We start from the raw sequence: 17,968 nt of genomic DNA on the forward strand, positions 1-17,968 counted from the left end.
CCCGCGTGCCGAGACTTCCCATGCAAATCACCCTCGCCAACCCCCGCGGCTTCTGCGCCGGCGTCGACCGCGCGATCGAGATCGTCAACCGCGCCCTGGAAGTGTTCGGTCCGCCGATCTACGTGCGCCATGAAGTGGTCCACAACAAGTTCGTGGTCGAGGATCTGCGCGCCCGTGGCGCCATCTTCGTCGAGGAACTGGACCAGGTGCCGGACGACGTCATCGTGATCTTCAGCGCCCACGGCGTGTCCCAGGCGGTGCGCGACGAGGCCGCGCGCCGTGGCCTCAAGGTGTTCGACGCCACCTGCCCGCTGGTCACCAAGGTGCATCTGGAAGTGGCCCGCTACAGTCGCGACGGCGAGGAGTGCATCCTCATCGGCCACGCCGGCCACCCGGAGGTGGAAGGCACCATGGGCCAGTACGACGCCCGCAACGGCGGCGCCATCTACCTGGTCGAGGACGAGGCGGATGTGGCCAGGCTCGAGGTGCGCAACCCCGCAGCGCTGGCCTACGTCACCCAGACCACCCTGTCGATGGACGACACCGCCAAGGTGATCGACGCCCTGCGCGCCAGGTTCCCCGCCATCCAGGGTCCGCGCAAGAACGACATCTGCTACGCCACCCAGAACCGCCAGGACGCGGTCAAGCAACTGGCCGCAGGCAGCGACCTGCTGCTGGTGGTCGGCAGCCCCAACAGTTCAAACTCCAACCGCCTGCGCGAACTGGCCGAGCGCATGGGCACCCCGGCGCACCTGATCGACGGCGCCGAGGACCTCCTGCGCGAATGGTTCGCCGGCAAGCAGAAGATCGGCATCACCGCCGGCGCCTCCGCCCCCGAGGTGCTGGTGCAGGGCGTGATCGCGCGTCTGCGCGAGTGGGGCGCCGTCGAGGTGGTCGAGCTGGACGGGCGTCCGGAGAACGTGACGTTCTCCATGCCCAAGGAGTTGCGGGTGGTGCAGGAAGACTGAAGCACGGCGGGCAGCCTAACAGCTGCCTGCAGCTTCCTTCACCGTTCGCAGGCGGCCCGTCGCACTGATGATCAGCCGGCGGACGGCCTGCGCAGCATCCGCGTGACACAGGGTGATGGTGCCGGCCTGGAAAGCGCCGCTTTGCAGCTTGGCGCGTCCGGTCGGTAGGTAGCGCACATAGTGGCTGACCGGCGTATTGGCGCTGATGCGCACGCCATCAGCGATGGCATCGCCGGTCTTCAGCACCAGCTCTCCGGCGTCGAAGGCGCCATTGCCGTTGTGATCGACGAAGATCCGCCAGCCGAGGCTCCAGTCACCGTCCCGCCTCTCGAGCACGACTGCACGTCTGCGCATGATCGCCTCCTGGCGGCTGAGGATCAGCGCTGTGGCGAGGTCGATGCTGGCCTTGCGTACTTGCTGGCCGTGGATCATCTGGCGCACGGCGGGAACGCCGATGCCAAGGATCATCGATAGCAAGGCTAGCACCAGCATGGCCTCGATCAGGGTAAAACCGCGGTGTGAACCGAGCATGGCATCCGTGCTCCTGTCGGTTGAGGGGCTTCTGCGTCCTGCACAAGCTGTTGTCAGAGGTTAGCCCGGTAGTTGCAGGTCGATCAGCGATGCAGGGCAAACTTTGCGCTACTTCACAGTGGCTTGCCGGACAAGAGGCTGAAGAAGCCGCCTGTCGTGCGGCGGCTCTTTTTTGTGGGTGACGGATGCAATCATTGTTGGCACAAGCAGGAGGCTGCGGGCTGAGCTTGATGGCGAGGCGTGATGGGTGATTCTGCCAGTCAGGTCAACCTCCTTGTCAGTGCCTTTGGGTAGACTGGCATGGCTCCATGAATCGCAACGGAATAGGTGGCGTGGTGAACAAGAAAACGCAGCATGGCTTCACGCTAATTGAACTGATGATGACGATAGCCGTCATCGGCATCGTGATGGGCATTGCCTGGCCCCAATACCAACAATACATAGCCAAAGGAAAGCGGGCCGAAGCCCAGTCCTTCCTGATGGACCTGGCCCAACGCCAGCAGCAGTTCATGCTGGATGCGCGGCGATATGCGGTTGATGAGACCGAGCTGGGTATAACGGTGCCGGCAAACGTTGCCGAAAATTATGATCTCGAAGCTTTCGATATCACCACCCCGCCGCCCTATATCCTGATCACCCTGACGCCGAAGGCGACAAGAGCGCAGAAGGATGATGGCACCCTGACGATCGATAGTGCGGGTGTGAAGCAGAGGATCACCGGGAGTGGTGGCTCCGCTGTCACCGAGACCTGGTAGCACTTGGCGCTTGTACAGACGTCGCGCACACCCTTTCGATTCTGATCTTTCTGGTGCTGGTCTCGCAATGAGACGTGGGGTTCTTGTATGTCGATGAATTTTCGAGGCGATCCTGGGCTGGCCGCCATCAATTGCCGTGGATCAGCCGGTTTCACCCTGATAGAGCTCATGACGGTTCTGGTGATCTTCACGATCCTCATGGCGGTCGGTATTCCAGCCGTCAATCAGATGATGGCGGGGCAGGGGGCCAAGTCGGTGGCGGCGGATCTGCATACCAGTCTGACCCTGGCGCGTGCAGAGGCGGTGGTGCGCAATCGCCCGGTCACGGTGAGCCCGCTTGCTGCTGACGATGATTGGGGCGCCGAAGGCTGGCAGGTGACGGTCGGCACCGGGTCGGACCTGATCGTGCTGCAGCGCCAGGATCTCAAGCCGGAGATGGTGGAAATAACGCCGGATCCGGCTGCCACGGAGATCATTTTCCGCCCGAATGGCCGGGCAAGTGCAGCCACCATGCTGAAAATCGAATCGGTCCGTGATGCAAGTCAAACCCGCTGCATGGTGATCCGTCTGGATGGTCGCGCCCGGTCGGGAGCATGCGATGACGCGAACTTATAAGGGGATGGATATGCGCGCGGTTAATCGTGGGGCGCCCGCCCAATCGGGTTTTACCTTGATCGAGGTGCTCGTCACCCTGCTGATCCTCGCAGTAGGCCTGCTGGGGCTGGCGGGGCTGCAGACCCGGATGCTTGCTACCGAGCTCGAGTCCTATCAGCGTTCCCATGCTTTGGTGCTGGTCCAGGACATGGTGAACAGGGTCAATGCCAATCGTGCGGAAGCCAGAAACGGTTCGTACAGCGGGGCAACCGTGTATGGCACCGATACCAGTCATGTATGCAGTACCGCCAGCGTGGTCGGCGCTGACCTATGCCAATGGAATGAGGCCTTGCAAGGTGCAGGAGCTGCGGATGCTGACGGTGCCGAGGTGGGCGCGATGATCGGCGCCCGTGGCTGTATTGAAACCGTGAGCGGCTCAGCCAACTCCGAGGTGATCCTGCGCGTGACCGTCGTCTGGCAGGGCATGTCGCCAACGGTTGCTCCGTCCCTTACCTGTGGCGAGGGCGCGTATGGCGACGATGACCGGATGCGCCGTGCGGTTTCCATGCTGGTCACGCTGGCTTACCTGGGGGTCTGAAATGACGGCTATGCGTAACATGGGGTATCGCCAGGGCGCTTTCACCTTGGTCGAGATGATGGTGGCGATGCTCTTGGGCATCATGATCCTGCTGGCGGTCTCCGAGGTGTTCGTCAACAACAACCGCACACGCATCGAGATCGAAAACACCACCCGCCAGATCGAGAACGGCCGCTACGCCATGCAGTTGCTGGAAGGCGAGCTGGCCAATACGGGTTTTTTTGGTGAGTGGTCAGGCGCTGTTCCGCCTGCCGTGGGGAGCCCGACAGTTACCGCCTGTCTCTCAAGTGAGGATGATGTAAGGAAGGCCGTAAATGTGCCGGTTTTTGGTGGTGGAGCGTTAACTGCGGGCTCTACGGACTGCATGACCGGATTCAAGGCAGGCAATGATTATCTGGCCGTGCGACGCACCAGCACTTGTGCTGTGGGGGATGCTGAGTGCGATGGTTTTGAGAGTGGCCGCTATCACCTTCAGGTCTCTGCCTGTGAGGATGATGATCCGGGTGAAATTCTTCTACAGGTCGCTTCGGTAGTAGCAGATATGGACGCCACCCAGCGAGACTGCACTTCCCAAGCTCCGGTATATCGGTTTCTCAGTCGGCTCTACTATGTACGCGACGACAATGTTTTGATGCGTGCTGAATTGGGTGCTGGGGCATATGTATCTACGCCGCTGGTCGATGGTATCGAGCGTCTGCACTTTGAATATGGCATTGACAGCGCTGGAGCTGACGGGGAGGTCGACAAATTCGTTAGTGAGCCGACAGCGGCCCAGTGGGCGAATGTCGTTGCAATCAGAATCTGGCTGCTGGCGCGTAATTTGGAACCAACGCCCGGATATACCGATGATCGCAGTTACACCATGGGCAACGAAGCCGCCTACACTCCGGCCGATGGTTTCAAGCGCCAGCTATATACCAGCACCGTACGCTTAAACAATGTCGCCGGCCGCCGCGAGTCGCCGGTGGTTGCAGGCGCCGCGGGAGCGGAAGAGCCTTCCGCACAAACACCATCCGCTCCGGCGATATGAGGGTGAGCATGATGAAGACATCCTTGAAGTTTTCCGAGCGCCAGCGCGGCGCCGTATTGCTGGTCGGGCTGGTCATGCTGGTCATGGTGACCCTCCTTGCCATCAGTGGTTTCAATATGGTCAAGGTCAATCAGCAGGTGGCTGGCAACATGGAAAGTCGTTCCCAGGCAATGGTCGCGGCCAATGCCGCGATTGAGGAGGCGATCAGCTCGACGCTCTTCATTAGCAATCCAGGCAATCTGCTGCTCAATGCCTGTGGTTCTGCAAATAACAGGTGTTATGACTTTAATGATGATGGCGTCAATGACATTACGGTGGTAGTCAGGGCGCCAACATGCGTGACGGTCACGCCAAAGTCTAATGACGAGGTTTTGGGTATAGCTGAAGCGTTGCTGGAGCAGGCTGAAACGGCTGTGGATGTTGAGCTGAAGAACAGGTTGATCGCGAGTGCTTATGGATTTACCTCTTGCCAGTCACCGCATTCGGCATCGGGTAGGCCTGGCGGCTCTTCCAGCAGCCTGGCTGCTTCGGAGTGTAGTGTGGTGATCTGGAATTTTGTGGCCGACGCTGAGGATAGTGTCACCGGCGCCCGAGCCACTGTACGGCAGGGGGTTTCAGTATGGTCGCCAAAGAATAATGTTGAATCGGTGTGTCCGATATAGTCCGGGGGGACGGAAATTATGGCCCTGATACGAAGATTGACTGGCCTTGTTGTCAGTGTGTTGATGATTTTTTTGCCAGTATTCGCTTTTGCCGAAGATATTGACGTGTTCGTCGGAGGCAATGGTGGGAGTGGTGGTAAGCCGAATATTTTGATCGTTCTCGACAATACGTCCAACTGGTCTCGGCAGAGCCAGCAGTGGCCAGGCGGGGTCACCCAGGGACAGTCCGAGGTTCGTGCAATCAAGACGGCATTGGGGGGACTGGTAGACAAGGTCAATGTCGGCTTGATGGAGTTCACCACCCAGGGTAATGCAAATCAGGACGGTGGCTTCGTACGATTCGATCTCCAGCCGCTGACGGCCACCACTCAGCTCTCATTCAATGGAGAGCTCGACGAAATATTTGCAGGGGTGGAGACACCCTTGGAAAAACGTAGCTCGGGAACGCCTTATGGCAACCTGATGTATGACGTGTACAACTATCTGGCGGATGACGATCAGTCCTTTGCAGGTGCTGGCACACCATCGACCGCCGATTCTGCTGGCTATGAACCGCCGTACTCCAAGTTCGCTTCCCCACTGGATGCGGAGGATGCCTGCGTGAAGACCTACGTGATCTTCATCGGCAACCCCAACCAGAGCGGCCCGTCCACCGACAGCTCTATCAATAGTGGGAAGCTGGCCAGTCTTTACGAAGCCCTGGATCTGGATGATGTTTCGGCGGACGGGCTGGCAGGGCCAGTTGGGACCGCTAGTCCACTGCCCATCCCACTATTCTCGACGGTGGAGAAGCCTGTGACCAGGACTATTCCCGCTGGAACGGTGGACACCTATGTGACTACTGAAAAAAATAATAAGTGTTATGTGAGTGCTGCTGCCTGTACTGCTGCGCAGAGCTGCCCGGCTGGTGCAACCTGTGCCTGCGTGGCGACGCCAGCTCCTGTGGCGGCTGGCTGTAATGCGGGACGATACAACTACACGGTCGAGGTCACTGCGACTGTAGATACGGTCGTCAATGACATCGAAACCGAGGTGCTCCCGACAGGGCAGACCGATACCGGCAAGGGGGTAAACTGGAACCTCGATGACTGGGCGAAGTTCCTCTTCCAGCATGGTGTGCCCATTAGCTATACCGATGCCAGTGGTGCTGACCAGAGTGTTCGCATGCCGGTGGTGACCTACACCATCGACGTGTTCAACAAGCAGCAGGATGCCGACCATACCGGTCTCATGCTGAGTACGGCGAATGCCGGGGGCGGCAAGTACTTCGTCGCCAAGAACGAGCAGGCCATCGTCGATGCGATCAACAAGGCAGCCTCCGAGATCCTTTCCGCCAGTTCGACCTTTGCGGCGGTGGCTCTGCCTTTGAGTGCAAACAACCAGGCGCAGAACGAGAACCAGGTGTTCATCGGTATGTTCCGCCCTGACGGCGATGCGGCTCCGCGCTGGTTTGGCAACCTCAAGCGTTATCAGGTAGGCATCCTCAATGGACAGGCGGAGCTGGTCGATGCGAATCTGGAGTCGGCCATCAATACCCTGACCAACTTCCCCAGCGAGTGCTCCCAGAGTTTCTGGTCCACGGATTCGGGAACCTACTGGGCGGACAAAAACGTCAGCCCAGCGCCTCTTAGCAAGTGTTTCGCAGCAACTACTAGCCCTTGGTCGGATGCGCCGGATGGCCCCTTCGTCGAGAAGGGGGGGGCTGCCCAGGCGCTGCGTAACTTGGGCGCTTCTGTCACCTCGCGCAACGTGCTGACGGTCGAAGAGGGGGCTCTGACTGCGTTTGATGCCGATTTCGTTGATGATGTCGGCGGGCAGACCGTGTTCGACTACATTCGTGGTCAGGAAACGGTCAAGCAGGTGACGGATGGTGTCGAAACCAGCGTGACCCGGGTACGCCACACTGCACATGGAGATGTGGTGCACTCACGCCCCCTGCCGATCAACTACGGTATGGCTACGGGCCAGACGACACCCAACGTGGCGGTTTACTACGGCACCAACGACGGTCTGCTGCGCGCCATCGATTCCCGTACCGGCCAGGAGCGCTGGTCGCTGGTTGCGCCTGAGCATTTCAAAAAGCTGCAGCGGTTGTCCGTGAACGAGCCCCTGGTGGCCTTCGCCAACCAGGATATGTCGGCAACGCCGACGCCTCTGCCCAAGGATTATTTTTTTGACGGCGCGATTGGCAGCTATGTTGTCTATGCAGACAATGCCGTAGAGGCGGCCTACATCTATCCGACCATGCGACGCGGTGGACGCATGGTATATGCCCTGAATGTGACCGATCCGGATGCGCCGGAGTTGATGTGGCGCAAGGGCTGTCCGTTGCCGGACTCGGATGAGGGTTGCGATGTGGGCTTTGAAAATATCGGCCAGACTTGGTCCATGCCGATGGCCGCGCACCTCAAGGGATATGATGAGGGCAACTCGCCAGTGGTTATCTTCGGAGGCGGCTACGACAGCTGCGAAGACACCGATGCCAAGATCACAAACTGCCCAACGTCTTCCAAGGGGCGGGCCATGTATGTGGTCGATGCCGAGGATGGCACGTTGGTCAAGGCCATTCCCATGCCGGGTGCAGTTACAGCCGATATTACCTTGGTAGATATCGACCATGATGGTTATGTCGACTATGCGTATGCGGTCGATCTGAGTGGTAACTTGTCGCGGGTCAGCTTCATTGATCCAGATTCCGGTGCAGCGATTAGTGATACTGATGCTTGGGAGGCTGTGACAATCGGCTACTCTCGCGATGCAGACAACCCGCGCAAGTTTCTTCATGCGCCCTCGGCACTGCCTTTCAATGGCAAGGTATATCTGGCGTTCGGCTCCGGAAATCGCGAGAGACCACTGGAGAAGAATTATCCATACGTCGAGGATGTCGATGATCGTTTCTATGTGTTCCGTGATGATCCGGCCGATACCGGAAGCTACGATCTGAATGACGATGGCGTAATGTTTGACTATTCTGAGCCGACCAATTGTACCTCGCCGGGTATTCTCGGTGAGATTAACAGGCGTGGTTGGTCCATGAGCCTTTCAGGCCGTGGCGAACAGGTGGCGACCTCTTCAGTCACAATCGGTGGTATGGTGGCATTCAATACCTACAAACCGGGAGGCAGCGCAGTTGGCATGTGTTCAAGGCCCATGGGGGTTTCCACGGCTTATTTGGTCAACCTATTCAATGCCTCGGGCGCGATTGGTGTTGATGGCGTCTGCGGCGGGCAGCGCTCGGTCGAAGTGGGGACCGGCATGCCGATTGCGCCGACAATCGGTACTGTCAAGGTGAAAAATGATCCCTCCTGCACTGGCAACGATTGCGAAGGTGATGTCGTTACTTTCTGTATCGGTTGCGAAGGTGGCTTGAAGACTACCGAGCTTGAGCCAACGGTTGATCAGGTTCGTCAGAGAACCTATTGGAGTTCCGATACCGATAAATAACGGAATCTCGGCTTCGTGGCGGGCTTTGCCGGCTGCGATCTGGTTCACTGAGGAGTAGACTCGGAGCCCGTCCCCATTTATGGAGACGGGCTCTGTTCTTTCAGCACAAGGCTTCCCCATGCACAACATCCTCATCATCGGCGCCGGGGCCATCGGGCTGCAGTCGGCGCGCTTGCTGGCGCAGGCCGGCTGCACCGTCACCCTGCTCGATCAGTCCGCCGTCGGCAGCGAGGCGTCCTGGGCAGGTGGCGGCATCGTCTCGCCGCTGTATCCATGGCGCTACAGCGAGGCGGTGACGGCGCTGGCGCACTGGTCGCAGGATTTCTATCCGCGGCTGGGCGACAAGCTGATCGAGGAGGGCGGCGTCGATCCGGAGGTGCACGTCACCGGGCTGTACTGGCTGGACCTGGAGGACGAGGCCGAGGCGCTGGCCTGGGCTAAGCGCGAGGGGCGGCCGCTGCGGCAGGTAGAAATGGCCGAGGTGGAGACGGCGGTGCCGGTGCTGCGCCACGGCTACCGGCATGCGATCCACATGGCGGGGGTGGCCAACGTGCGCAACCCGCGGTTGCTCAAGTCGCTGCGCGCGGCGCTGGAGGTGCTGCCCAATGTCGAGATTCGCGAGCAGTGCGCGGTCGAGGGCTTCCTGCGCGAGGACGGCCGGGTGGTCGGTGTGCAGACGGCGCAGGGTGAACTGCGCGCCGATGCGGTGGTGGTGGCAGCGGGCGCCTGGAGTGGCGAGCTGCTCAAGAGCCTCGGCCTCGAGCTGCCGGTGGAGCCGGTGAAGGGGCAGATGATCCTGTTCAAGTGCGCGGCGGACTTTCTGCCGGCGATGGTGATGGCCAACGGTCGCTACGCGATTCCGCGCCGCGACGGCCATATCCTGGTCGGCAGCACCTTGGAGTACGAGGGCTTCGACAAGACCCCGACCGATGAGGCGCTGGAAAGCCTGCGCGCCTCGGCCATCGAGCTGCTGCCGGCGCTGGCCGACGCCGAGGTGGTCAAGCACTGGGCCGGCCTGCGTCCCGGCTCGCCGGACGGTATCCCGTTCATTGGCCCGGTGCCGGAGCACGAGGGGCTGTGGCTGAACTGCGGGCACTTCCGCAACGGCTTGGTGCTGGCGCCTGCGTCCTGCCAGCTGCTCACCGATCTGCTGCTGGGCCAGGCGCCGATTGTCGATCCCGCTCCCTACGCGCCCGCCTTGCGTCTGCGCCGGGCTCAGTGATAGCCTTTGCGCCACGTTTCAAGCCGGTGTAGCTCAGTCGGTAGAGCAGCGCACTCGTAACGCGAAGGTCGGGGGTTCGATTCCTCTCACCGGCACCATTGATTCAGACCAAACAGCCCGTTGTGCAGCACTGCGCAACGGGCTGTTTTGCGTTGCACGGCACTAACAGCCGCTTACAGGCTCAGGCGCATCGACAGGTCGATGGCCTTGACGTCCTTGGTCAGGGTGCCGATGGAGATGTAGTCGACGCCGGTTTCGGCGATGCCGCGCAGGGTGGTCTTGTTCACCCCGCCGGAGGCTTCCAGCTTGGCGCGGCCGGCGTTGAGGCTGACAGCAGTGCGCATGTCGTCATCGTCCAGCTCGTCGAGCATGATGATGTCGGCGCCGGCGTCCAGCGCCTGCTGCAGTTCCTCGAGGTTTTCCACTTCCACTTCCACCGGCCGGCCGGGGGCGATCTGCCGGGCGCTGGCGACGGCCTGGGCGATGCCGCCGCAGGCGGCGATGTGGTTTTCCTTGATCAGGAAGGCGTCGTACAGGCCGATGCGGTGGTTGTGGCAGCCGCCGCAGGTGACCGCGTACTTCTGCGCCAGGCGAAGGCCGGGCAGGGTCTTGCGGGTGTCGAGGAGCTGCACGGCGGTGCCTTCGACCAGATCGGCGTATTCGCGGCAGCGGCTGGCGACGCCGGAGAGCAGCTGCAGGAAGTTCAGCGCGCTGCGCTCGCCGCTGAGCAGGGCGCGCGCCGGGCCTTCGAGGCTGAACAGGGTCTGGTCCTGCATGGCCCGCTCGCCGTCGGCGACGTGCCAGGTGACCTGCACGCGCGGGTCGAGCTGGCGGAACACCTCGTCGACCCAGGCGGTGCCGCAGATGGTGGCGGCTTCGCGGGTGATGATCTTCGCCCGGGCCAGGCGCTCGGCGGGGATCAGCTGGGCGGTGATGTCGCCACTGCCGATGTCCTCGGCAAGCGCGGCGCGCACGTTGGCGGTGATTTCGGCGCCTAGATCGGCAAGGCGAAGATTGGGCATGACGGGCTCCCTGTGCGTTTTCGGCGGATTATAGGCCGGTTTGCCGGTGCCGGGCGTGCGGCTGTCCCGCGGCTGCGCAACGAGTGCGGCCGGCGCGCTTGGTCTGGGTGCGTGGCTGCTCTAGAGTGGAGGCTGAATGAAGAATGCGGGCTGTCGCGGCGCGGCAGTCCCTGTCAGGAGTTGAGATGCAGATCGATCCGCAGAGTGGTTGGTGCGCCGGTGCGCAGCACTGTCCCTCGCCGAACTTCAATGCCCGACCGGCCGGCGAGGTGTCGCTGCTGGTGATCCACAACATCAGCCTGCCTCCGGGGCAGTTCGGCACCGGGCAGGTGAGGGCGCTGTTTGGCAACGCGCTGGACCCGCAGGCCCATCCGTATTTCGCCGGCATCGCCCACCTGCAGGTGTCGGCGCATTTTCTCATCGAACGCGACGGCAGCCTGATCCAGTTCGTATCGTGCAACCAGCGCGCCTGGCATGCCGGGGTGTCGTGCTTCGCCGGGCGCGAGCAGTGCAACGACTTTTCCCTCGGCATCGAGCTGGAGGGCACCGACGAGCTGCCCTACAGCGAGGCGCAGTACGCCGTCCTGGGCGCGCTGACCCGCGAGCTGCTGCGCGTCTACCCGGACATCACCGCAGAGCGCATCTGCGGGCATAGCGACATCGCCCCGGGACGCAAGACCGACCCGGGGCCGGCGTTCGACTGGGCGCGTTACCTGGGCTCGCTGAACACGGGGGTGCAGGCATGAGTTTTCTGGTCCTGCTGCTGGTGCTGCTGTTGGAGAGGCACACGCGCTGGCGCAGCGGCGTGCAGCGTGACGAGCTGTTGCTGCGCAGGCTGAGCCGCGTCGAGGCGGCGCCGGCGCTGGCCGGGCAGCCGCGGTTGCAGCTGCTGCTGGTGTTGGGCGTGCCGTTGCTGCCGCTTAGCCTGCTGCTGTGGAGCCTGGCACCGCTGGCCTACGGCTGGCTGCTGCTGCCGGTGCATCTGCTGCTGGTGCTGTGGAGTCTCGGCCGCGGCGACACGCGGCAAATGCTCGAGCCGTTTCGTGCCAGCTGGCAGCGCGGCGATCTCGAGGCGGCGTATCTCGACGCGCAGCGCGATCTCGGCGTGCAGGCCGAGGATGACGCGACGCTGCTGACGCAGGCGCAGGGCTTTCTGCTCTGGCGGGTCCATCAGGGGTTCTTCGCAGTGATCTTCTGGTACGCGCTACTCGGGCCGCTGCCGGCCCTGGCCTATCGTCTGCTCGCCCTGTTGGCGGAACATGCTGGCGATGCTGGACTGCGGCGCCAGGCGCAGGAACTGCAGGCGGCGCTCGACTGGCTGCCCGCGCGCCTGCTGGCCCTGAGCCTGGCGTTGGCGGGCAACTTCGTCAGTGCCTATCGGGTGCTGCGCCCGCGCTTGCTCGAACGGCGGGCGAGTGCCGTGCAGCTGGTGGCCGATGCCGGGCGGGCCGCGGCGGAGACGCCGGTGGGCAATGCCGGGGTGGAAACCCTGGACGAGCTGTGGAGCCTGCTGCAGCGCGCCACGCTGATCTGGTACTGCGCCATCGCGCTGTGGGTGCTGCTGCCGCTCTGACCGGCGGTTCAGCGCCAGCCGAACAGCTCGCCGGCGGTGCGGCTGCTGGCGGCCGCCAGCTCCTCGGGCGTGACGCCGCGCAGCTCGGCCAGCGCCGCGCAGATCTGCGGCAGGTACTCCGGACTGTTGCGGCTGTTGGCGTGCATGCTCGGCGCCATGTCCGGGGCGTCGGTTTCCAGTACGATGCTCTCCAACGGCAGCTGGCTGACGACCTTGCGCAGGCGGTTGGCCTGCGGCCAGGTGGCCGCGCCGCCGAGGCCGAGCTTGAAACCGAGCTTCAGGTATTCCTTGGCTTCCTCAAGGCTGCCGGAAAAGGCGTGGACGATGCCGGCACGCTTGAGCCGGTAACGCTTCAAGGTGGCGATGGTCGCCGCATGCGCGCGGCGCACGTGCAGCAGCGCCGGCAGCTCGAATTCCGCGGCGAGCTGCAGCTGCGCCTCGAACAGCGCCTGCTGGCGCTCGTGATCCAGTTCGGGCACATACCAGTCGAGACCGAATTCGCCGAGGGCGCACAGCTTGCGGTGGCCGGCCAGCCGCTCCAGCCAGCCGCGCAGCTCGAGCAGATGCTCGGGGCGGTGCTGCTCGAGATAGATCGGATGCAGGCCGAAGGCGGCGTACAGGCCGTCTTCGCCTTCGACCAGATCCCACAGCCTCTGCCAGTTGGCCTGGTACACGCCGAGCACCACCAGCTTCTCCACGCCCAAGGCGCGGCAGCGCGCCAGCACGGCAGCGCGGTCGGCGTCGAAGTCGGGGAAGTCGAGGTGGGTGTGGGTGTCGATCAGCTGCATGGAAACTGCCTCCGGGCCATGCCGGAAGTGTAGCGGGGCGCCGTTGCAGCGCCCCGCTCGGGGGTCAGTGATGCTCGCGGGTGGCGCGGAACTTGACGTCCGGCCAGCGCTCTTCCATCAGGCTGAGGTTGACCCGGGTCGGCGCCAGGTAGGTGAGGTGGCCGCCGCCGTCGACCGCGAGGTTCTCGTAGGCCTTGACCTTGAAGTCCTCGAGCTTCTTCTTGTCGGCGCACTCGATCCAGCGTGCCGACCAGACGTTGATCGCCTCGTAGGCGCACTCGACCTTGTATTCCTCCTTGAGGCGGCTGGCGACCACGTCGAACTGCAGCACGCCGACCGCGCCGAGGATGATGTCGTTGTTGCGCTCGGGGAAGAACACCTGGGTGGCGCCTTCCTCGGCCAGTTCCTGCAGGCCCTGGCGCAGCTGCTTGGACTTCAGCGGGTCCTTCAGGCGCACGCGGCGGAACAGCTCCGGGGCGAAGTGCGGGATGCCGGTGAAGCCCAGCGCCTCGCCTTCGGTGAAGGTGTCGCCGATCTGGATGGTGCCGTGGTTGTGCAGGCCGATGATGTCGCCGGCGTAGGCCTCTTCGAGCATCTCGCGCTCGCTGGAGAAGAAGGTCAGCGCGTCGGCGATCCTCAGGTCCTTCTTGATCCGCACGTGGCGCATCTTCATGCCCTTCTCGTACTTGCCCGAGCAGATGCGCATGAAGGCGATGCGGTCGCGGTGCTTGGGGTCCATGTTCGCCTGGATCTTGAACACGAAGCCGCTGAACTTCTCCTCGACCGGTTCCACCACCCGCTCGTGGGCGGCGCGCGACAGCGGCTGCGGCGCCCAGTCGACCACCGCGTCGAGCACGTGGTCGACGCCGAAGTTGCCCAGCGCGGTACCGAAGAACACCGGGGTCATCTGGCCCTTGAGGAAGGCGTCCTGGTCGAACTCATGGCAGGCGCCCTGCACCAGTTCCAGCTGCTCGATGAAACGCTCGTACTCGTCGCCGAGGTGGGCGCGGGCTTCGTCGGAGTCGAGGTGCTGGATGATCTTCACCTCGGTGCGCTCGTGGCCGTGGCCCGGGGTGTAGACGATGATGTAGTCGTCGGCGAGGTGGTAGACGCCCTTGAAGTCGCGGTAGCAGCCGATCGGCCAGGTGATCGGCGCGGCCTTGATCTTCAGCACCGCCTCGATCTCGTCGAGCAGTTCGATCGGGTCGCGGATGTCGCGGTCGAGCTTGTTGATGAAGCTGACGATGGGCGTGTCGCGCAGGCGGCAGACGTCCATCAGCGCGATGGTGCGCGGCTCGACGCCCTTGCCACCGTCGAGAACCATCAGCGCCGAGTCCACCGCGGTCAGGGTGCGGTAGGTGTCTTCGGAGAAGTCTTCGTGGCCGGGGGTGTCGAGCAGGTTGATCATGTGCTCGCGGTAGGGGAACTGCATCACCGAGGTGGTGATCGAGATGCCGCGCTGCTTCTCCATCTCCATCCAGTCGGAGGTGGCGTGGCGGTCGGACTTGCGCGACTTCACCGTGCCGGCGACGGCAATCGCCTTGCCCATCAGCAGCAGCTTCTCGGTGATGGTGGTCTTGCCCGCATCGGGGTGGGAAATAATGGCGAAGGTACGGCGCTTCGCGACTTCGGCGGCCTGAGTGGTCATCGGAAAGGGAACCCGTCGACGAGTAGTCGGTCTGTCAGAAAAGGCGGCGATTATAGCGGATGCGCCCCCCGGCTGACCCGCTGGTGATGAAAGGGGGCAATTGGGGAAATTTCTGGTTGATCTTGCCCCCCCTTGGTCCTAAAGTTCGCGCCCGAACGCTCATGCTGGAAACGATCCATCCGGCTCAAGTACTGACGACGAGACAGCAAGGTCAACCCGCCCTCGCTCACGCGATGCGGTTGACCTTTTTGCTTTCGGCGACATGCCTTGGGAAGTAGGCGAACCAAAGTGGGGAAACTGATCAGGCGTTCGCGGTCTTTACCAAGACCACTCCACCACACATTCACTTGTTGTTTGTTTTGCCCAATGGAGCCCATGCATGTCCATCAAGGTTGAAGACTATTTCGATCGCGACACCTTCAAGAAGATGAAGGCGTTCGCCGACCAGAAAGAAACCCCCTTCGTGGTGATCGACACCCAGACCATCTCCCGTGCCTATGATCAGCTCGGCAACTGCTTCCCGTTCGCCAAGGTCTACTACGCGGTCAAGGCCAACCCGGCGGTGGAGATCATCGACGTACTGAAGGACAAGGGCTCCAATTTCGACATCGCCTCGATCTACGAGCTGGACAAGGTGATGGGCCAGGGCGTCGGCCCGGAGCGCATCAGCTACGGCAACACCATCAAGAAAGCCCGCGACGTGCGCTACTTCTACGAGAAGGGCGTGCGCATGTACGCCACCGACTCGGAAGCCGACCTGCGCAACATCGCCAAGGCCGCGCCGGGCTCGAAGATCTATGTGCGGATCCTCACCGAAGGCTCCAACTCGGCCGACTGGCCGCTGTCGCGCAAGTTCGGCTGCAACCCGGACATGGCTCTCGACCTGCTGATTCTCGCCAAGCAGCTGGGCCTGGTGCCCTACGGCATTTCCTTCCACGTCGGCTCGCAGCAGCGCGACATCGACGTGTGGGACGCCGCCATCGCCAAGGTCAAGGTGATCTTCGAGCGTCTCAAGGAAGAAGACGACATCACCCTGCAGATGATCAACATGGGCGGCGGCTTCCCGGCCAACTACATCGCCAAGACCAACGACCTGGAGACCTACGCCGAGGAAATCACCCGCTTCCTCAAGGAAGACTTCGGCGACGAGCTGCCGGAAATCATCCTCGAGCCGGGCCGCTCGCTGATCGCCAATGCCGGCATCCTGGTCAGCGAAGTGGTGCTGGTGGCGCGCAAGTCGCGTACCGCCGTCGAGCGCTGGGTATACACCGACGTGGGCAAGTTCTCCGGCCTGATCGAAACCATGGACGAATCCATCAAGTTCCCGATCTGGACCGAGAAGAAGGGCGAGATGGAAGAAGTCATCATCGCCGGCCCGACCTGCGACAGCGCCGACATCATGTACGAGAACTACAAGTACGGCCTGCCGCTGAACCTGGCCATCGGCGACCGCCTGTACTGGCTGTCCACCGGCGCCTACACCACCAGCTACAGCGCGGTGGAATTCAACGGCTTCCCGCCGCTGAAGGCCTTCTACCTGTAAGGCCGGTGCCGTAACGCCAAACGCCGCGACTTGTTCGCGGCGTTTTCGTTGGTGCGCTCGGCGTCTCCCGTCCTGATCTGGCGCCTGCGGCGGTTGGTTACGACTCCGCCGCCTCCAGCTCGCTGCAGCGCCGGGCGTAGGCGGCGGTGATTTCGGCGAGCTGCGGCCAGGCGGCGCGCTGCAACTCGTCGCGGGCCTTGCGCAGGAACTTCAGGTGGCCGAGCTCGAGCGCCGCGAGCAGCCAGTGGCGCGCCTCATCCCAGCGGTCCTGACTGGTGAGTGCCGTGGCGTAGCTGAACTGGCCGCGGAAGTCGCCCGCCTCGGCCGAGCGTCGATACCAGGCGAGCGCGGTCTGCGCATCGGCGGCGACCACGCGGCCTTCCTCGTAGTAACGGCCGAGCAGATTCATCGACTTGGCGTGGCCCAGCTCGGCGGCGCGCCGGTACCAGGCCAGCGCCCGGGGCTCGTCGCGCTCCGTGCCGCGACCGGTGGCCAGCAGGTTGGCGTAGTTGTACATCCCCCAGTCGAGGCCGCGTTCTGCCGCTGCACGGTAATGGCGGGCGGCCGCCGGCAAGTCGGCCGGGCCGCCCCAGCCGTGTTCGCAGCAGCGGCCGAGCATGTTGCCGGCCATGGCGTGGCCGCGACCGGCGGCTATGGCGAACCAGGCGCGGGCCAGCGCCGGGTCGCGGGCGATGCCGCGGCCGTCGAGGAGGATCTGGCCGAGCAGGGCCTGCGCTTCCGGTTCGCCGGCCTCGGCCGCGGCGAGAATCCAGCGCGCGGCCTGGCGCGGGTCTGCGGCGAGCTGCTCGGGCGTGACTGTCTCGCGGCGCTGCAGGACATGGCTCATCCCGGGCTCAGACCTCGACCCAGCGGCGCAGCAGGTTGTGGTAGTTGCCGGTCAGCTGGACCAGCGCCGGGTGCTCGGGCACGTCGCGGGTCAGGCTCTGGATCGCCTGGTCCATGTCGAACAGCAGGGCGCGTTGGGCGTCCTCGCGCACCAGGCTCTGCGTCCAGAAGAACGAGGCGATGCGTGCGCCGCGGGTCACCGGCTCGACCTTGTGGATGCTGGTGGAGGGGTAGAGCACCAGATCGCCGGCCGGCAGCTTGACCCGCTGGCTGCCGTAGGTGTCCTGGATCACCAGCTCGCCGCCGTCGTACTCGTCCGGGTCGCTGAAGAACAGCGTGGACGACAGGTCGGTGCGCACCCGTTCGGCGCTGTTGCGCACCTGGCGTACCGCGTTGTCGACGTGGTAGCCGAAGTGGCCGCCGGCCGTGTAGCAGTTGAACAGCGGTGGGAACACCTTGTTGGGCAGCGCGGCGGACATGAACAGCGGGTGTTGCCACAGGCGCTCGAGCATCGCCGCGCTGATCTCGCGGGCCAGCGGGTCGTCTTCGGCCAGCTGCAGGTTGTGCTTGGCCTTGGCCGACTGGTAGCCGGCGGTCAGCTTGCCGTCCAGCCAGTCGGCCTGCTCCAGCGCCTGGCGGATGCGCTTGACCTCATCGCGGGAAAAGACTCCCGGTACATGTAACAGCATGCCGGCCTCCGTGGCTGATGGTGAACAGTTCGTAAATGATATTAAGTGTCATTAA

Annotated in this window: 17 protein-coding genes and 1 tRNA gene; 12 read left to right on the plus strand and 6 right to left on the minus strand. The window is 63.1% G+C overall.

Annotated elements, in window-relative coordinates:
- Nucleotides 1-20 precede the first annotated feature (20 nt).
- Nucleotides 21-968, plus strand: coding sequence for a 4-hydroxy-3-methylbut-2-enyl diphosphate reductase (gene ispH, locus KRX52_RS13485; protein ID WP_217682237.1), 948 nt, complete (start codon nt 21-23; stop codon nt 966-968).
- 15 nt (nt 969-983) lie between these two features.
- Here ispH and KRX52_RS13490 read toward each other — a convergent pair whose 3' ends face one another.
- Nucleotides 984-1,499, minus strand: a complete 516-nt coding sequence (locus tag KRX52_RS13490) for a GspH/FimT family pseudopilin (protein ID WP_217682429.1) — start codon at nt 1,497-1,499, stop codon at nt 984-986.
- Between the two features lie 308 nt (nt 1,500-1,807).
- Here KRX52_RS13490 and KRX52_RS21000 point away from each other — a divergent pair, with 308 nt between their 5' ends.
- The 8 genes from KRX52_RS21000 to KRX52_RS13530 all read left to right on the plus strand — a co-directional run bounded on the left by KRX52_RS21000 (nt 1,808) and on the right by KRX52_RS13530 (nt 9,902).
- Nucleotides 1,808-2,254: a type IV pilin protein gene (locus tag KRX52_RS21000; RefSeq protein WP_217682238.1), complete on the plus strand. Its 447-nt coding sequence runs from the start codon at nt 1,808-1,810 to the stop codon at nt 2,252-2,254.
- 87 nt (nt 2,255-2,341) lie between these two features.
- Nucleotides 2,342-2,869, plus strand: coding sequence for a GspH/FimT family pseudopilin (locus tag KRX52_RS13500; protein ID WP_217682239.1), 528 nt, complete (start codon nt 2,342-2,344; stop codon nt 2,867-2,869).
- Nucleotides 2,853-3,446, plus strand: a complete 594-nt coding sequence (gene pilV / locus KRX52_RS13505; RefSeq protein WP_217682240.1) for a type IV pilus modification protein PilV — start codon at nt 2,853-2,855, stop codon at nt 3,444-3,446. Before KRX52_RS13500 ends, pilV begins: the two co-directional genes overlap by 17 nt.
- Nucleotide 3,447: 1 nt before the next feature.
- Nucleotides 3,448-4,476: a PilW family protein gene (locus KRX52_RS13510; RefSeq protein ID WP_217682241.1), complete on the plus strand. Its 1,029-nt coding sequence runs from the start codon at nt 3,448-3,450 to the stop codon at nt 4,474-4,476.
- Between the two features lie 8 nt (nt 4,477-4,484).
- Entirely contained in the window at nt 4,485-5,138 is a 654-nt protein-coding gene (locus KRX52_RS13515) for a hypothetical protein (RefSeq protein WP_217682242.1), read from the plus strand.
- Between the two features lie 18 nt (nt 5,139-5,156).
- Nucleotides 5,157-8,582 (plus strand): pilus assembly protein, encoded by a 3,426-nt coding sequence (locus KRX52_RS13520; RefSeq protein WP_217682243.1) that lies wholly within the window; start codon nt 5,157-5,159, stop codon nt 8,580-8,582.
- 118 nt (nt 8,583-8,700) lie between these two features.
- A complete protein-coding gene (gene thiO / locus KRX52_RS13525; RefSeq protein ID WP_217682244.1) occupies nt 8,701-9,804 on the plus strand; it encodes a glycine oxidase ThiO in 1,104 nt (367 codons plus the stop codon).
- A 22-nt stretch (nt 9,805-9,826) separates the two neighbouring features.
- Nucleotides 9,827-9,902, plus strand: a tRNA-Thr gene (locus KRX52_RS13530).
- Nucleotides 9,903-9,977: 75 nt separating this feature from the next.
- On the opposite strand, the gene nadC is transcribed toward KRX52_RS13530, so the two are convergent.
- Nucleotides 9,978-10,826 carry a carboxylating nicotinate-nucleotide diphosphorylase gene (nadC, locus tag KRX52_RS13535; protein WP_217682245.1) on the minus strand — a complete coding sequence of 283 codons (849 nt, stop codon included), beginning with the start codon at nt 10,824-10,826 and terminating at the stop codon, nt 9,978-9,980.
- A 185-nt stretch (nt 10,827-11,011) separates the two neighbouring features.
- Here nadC and ampD point away from each other — a divergent pair, with 185 nt between their 5' ends.
- The gene (ampD, locus tag KRX52_RS13540; protein ID WP_217682246.1) at nt 11,012-11,572 is read left to right on the plus strand and encodes a 1,6-anhydro-N-acetylmuramyl-L-alanine amidase AmpD; all 561 of its coding nucleotides are present in this window, start codon (nt 11,012-11,014) and stop codon (nt 11,570-11,572) included.
- Complete coding sequence (gene ampE, locus KRX52_RS13545; RefSeq protein ID WP_217682247.1) at nt 11,569-12,399, plus strand: regulatory signaling modulator protein AmpE; 831 nt, start codon at nt 11,569-11,571, stop codon at nt 12,397-12,399. Before ampD ends, ampE begins: the two co-directional genes overlap by 4 nt.
- Nucleotides 12,400-12,407: 8 nt before the next feature.
- On the opposite strand, the gene KRX52_RS13550 is transcribed toward ampE, so the two are convergent.
- The gene (locus KRX52_RS13550) at nt 12,408-13,187 is read right to left on the minus strand and encodes a TatD family hydrolase (protein WP_217682248.1); all 780 of its coding nucleotides are present in this window, start codon (nt 13,185-13,187) and stop codon (nt 12,408-12,410) included.
- 64 nt (nt 13,188-13,251) lie between these two features.
- Nucleotides 13,252-14,835, minus strand: coding sequence for a peptide chain release factor 3 (locus KRX52_RS13555; RefSeq protein ID WP_217682249.1), 1,584 nt, complete (start codon nt 14,833-14,835; stop codon nt 13,252-13,254).
- 379 nt (nt 14,836-15,214) lie between these two features.
- On the opposite strand from KRX52_RS13555, the gene KRX52_RS13560 reads away from it, so the two are divergent.
- The gene (locus KRX52_RS13560; RefSeq protein ID WP_217682250.1) at nt 15,215-16,378 is read left to right on the plus strand and encodes a type III PLP-dependent enzyme; all 1,164 of its coding nucleotides are present in this window, start codon (nt 15,215-15,217) and stop codon (nt 16,376-16,378) included.
- 97 nt (nt 16,379-16,475) lie between these two features.
- On the opposite strand, the gene KRX52_RS13565 is transcribed toward KRX52_RS13560, so the two are convergent.
- Together KRX52_RS13565 and KRX52_RS13570 are read right to left on the minus strand one after the other, a co-directional pair.
- Nucleotides 16,476-17,225 carry a tetratricopeptide repeat protein gene (locus tag KRX52_RS13565; protein ID WP_217682251.1) on the minus strand — a complete coding sequence of 250 codons (750 nt, stop codon included), beginning with the start codon at nt 17,223-17,225 and terminating at the stop codon, nt 16,476-16,478.
- Nucleotides 17,226-17,232: 7 nt separating this feature from the next.
- Nucleotides 17,233-17,913, minus strand: a complete 681-nt coding sequence (locus KRX52_RS13570; RefSeq protein WP_217682252.1) for a Fe2+-dependent dioxygenase — start codon at nt 17,911-17,913, stop codon at nt 17,233-17,235.
- Between the last annotated feature and the right edge of the window lie 55 nt (nt 17,914-17,968).

Source organism: Geopseudomonas aromaticivorans (assembly GCF_019097855.1).
Taxonomy (GTDB): Bacteria; Pseudomonadota; Gammaproteobacteria; order Pseudomonadales; family Pseudomonadaceae; genus Geopseudomonas; species Geopseudomonas aromaticivorans.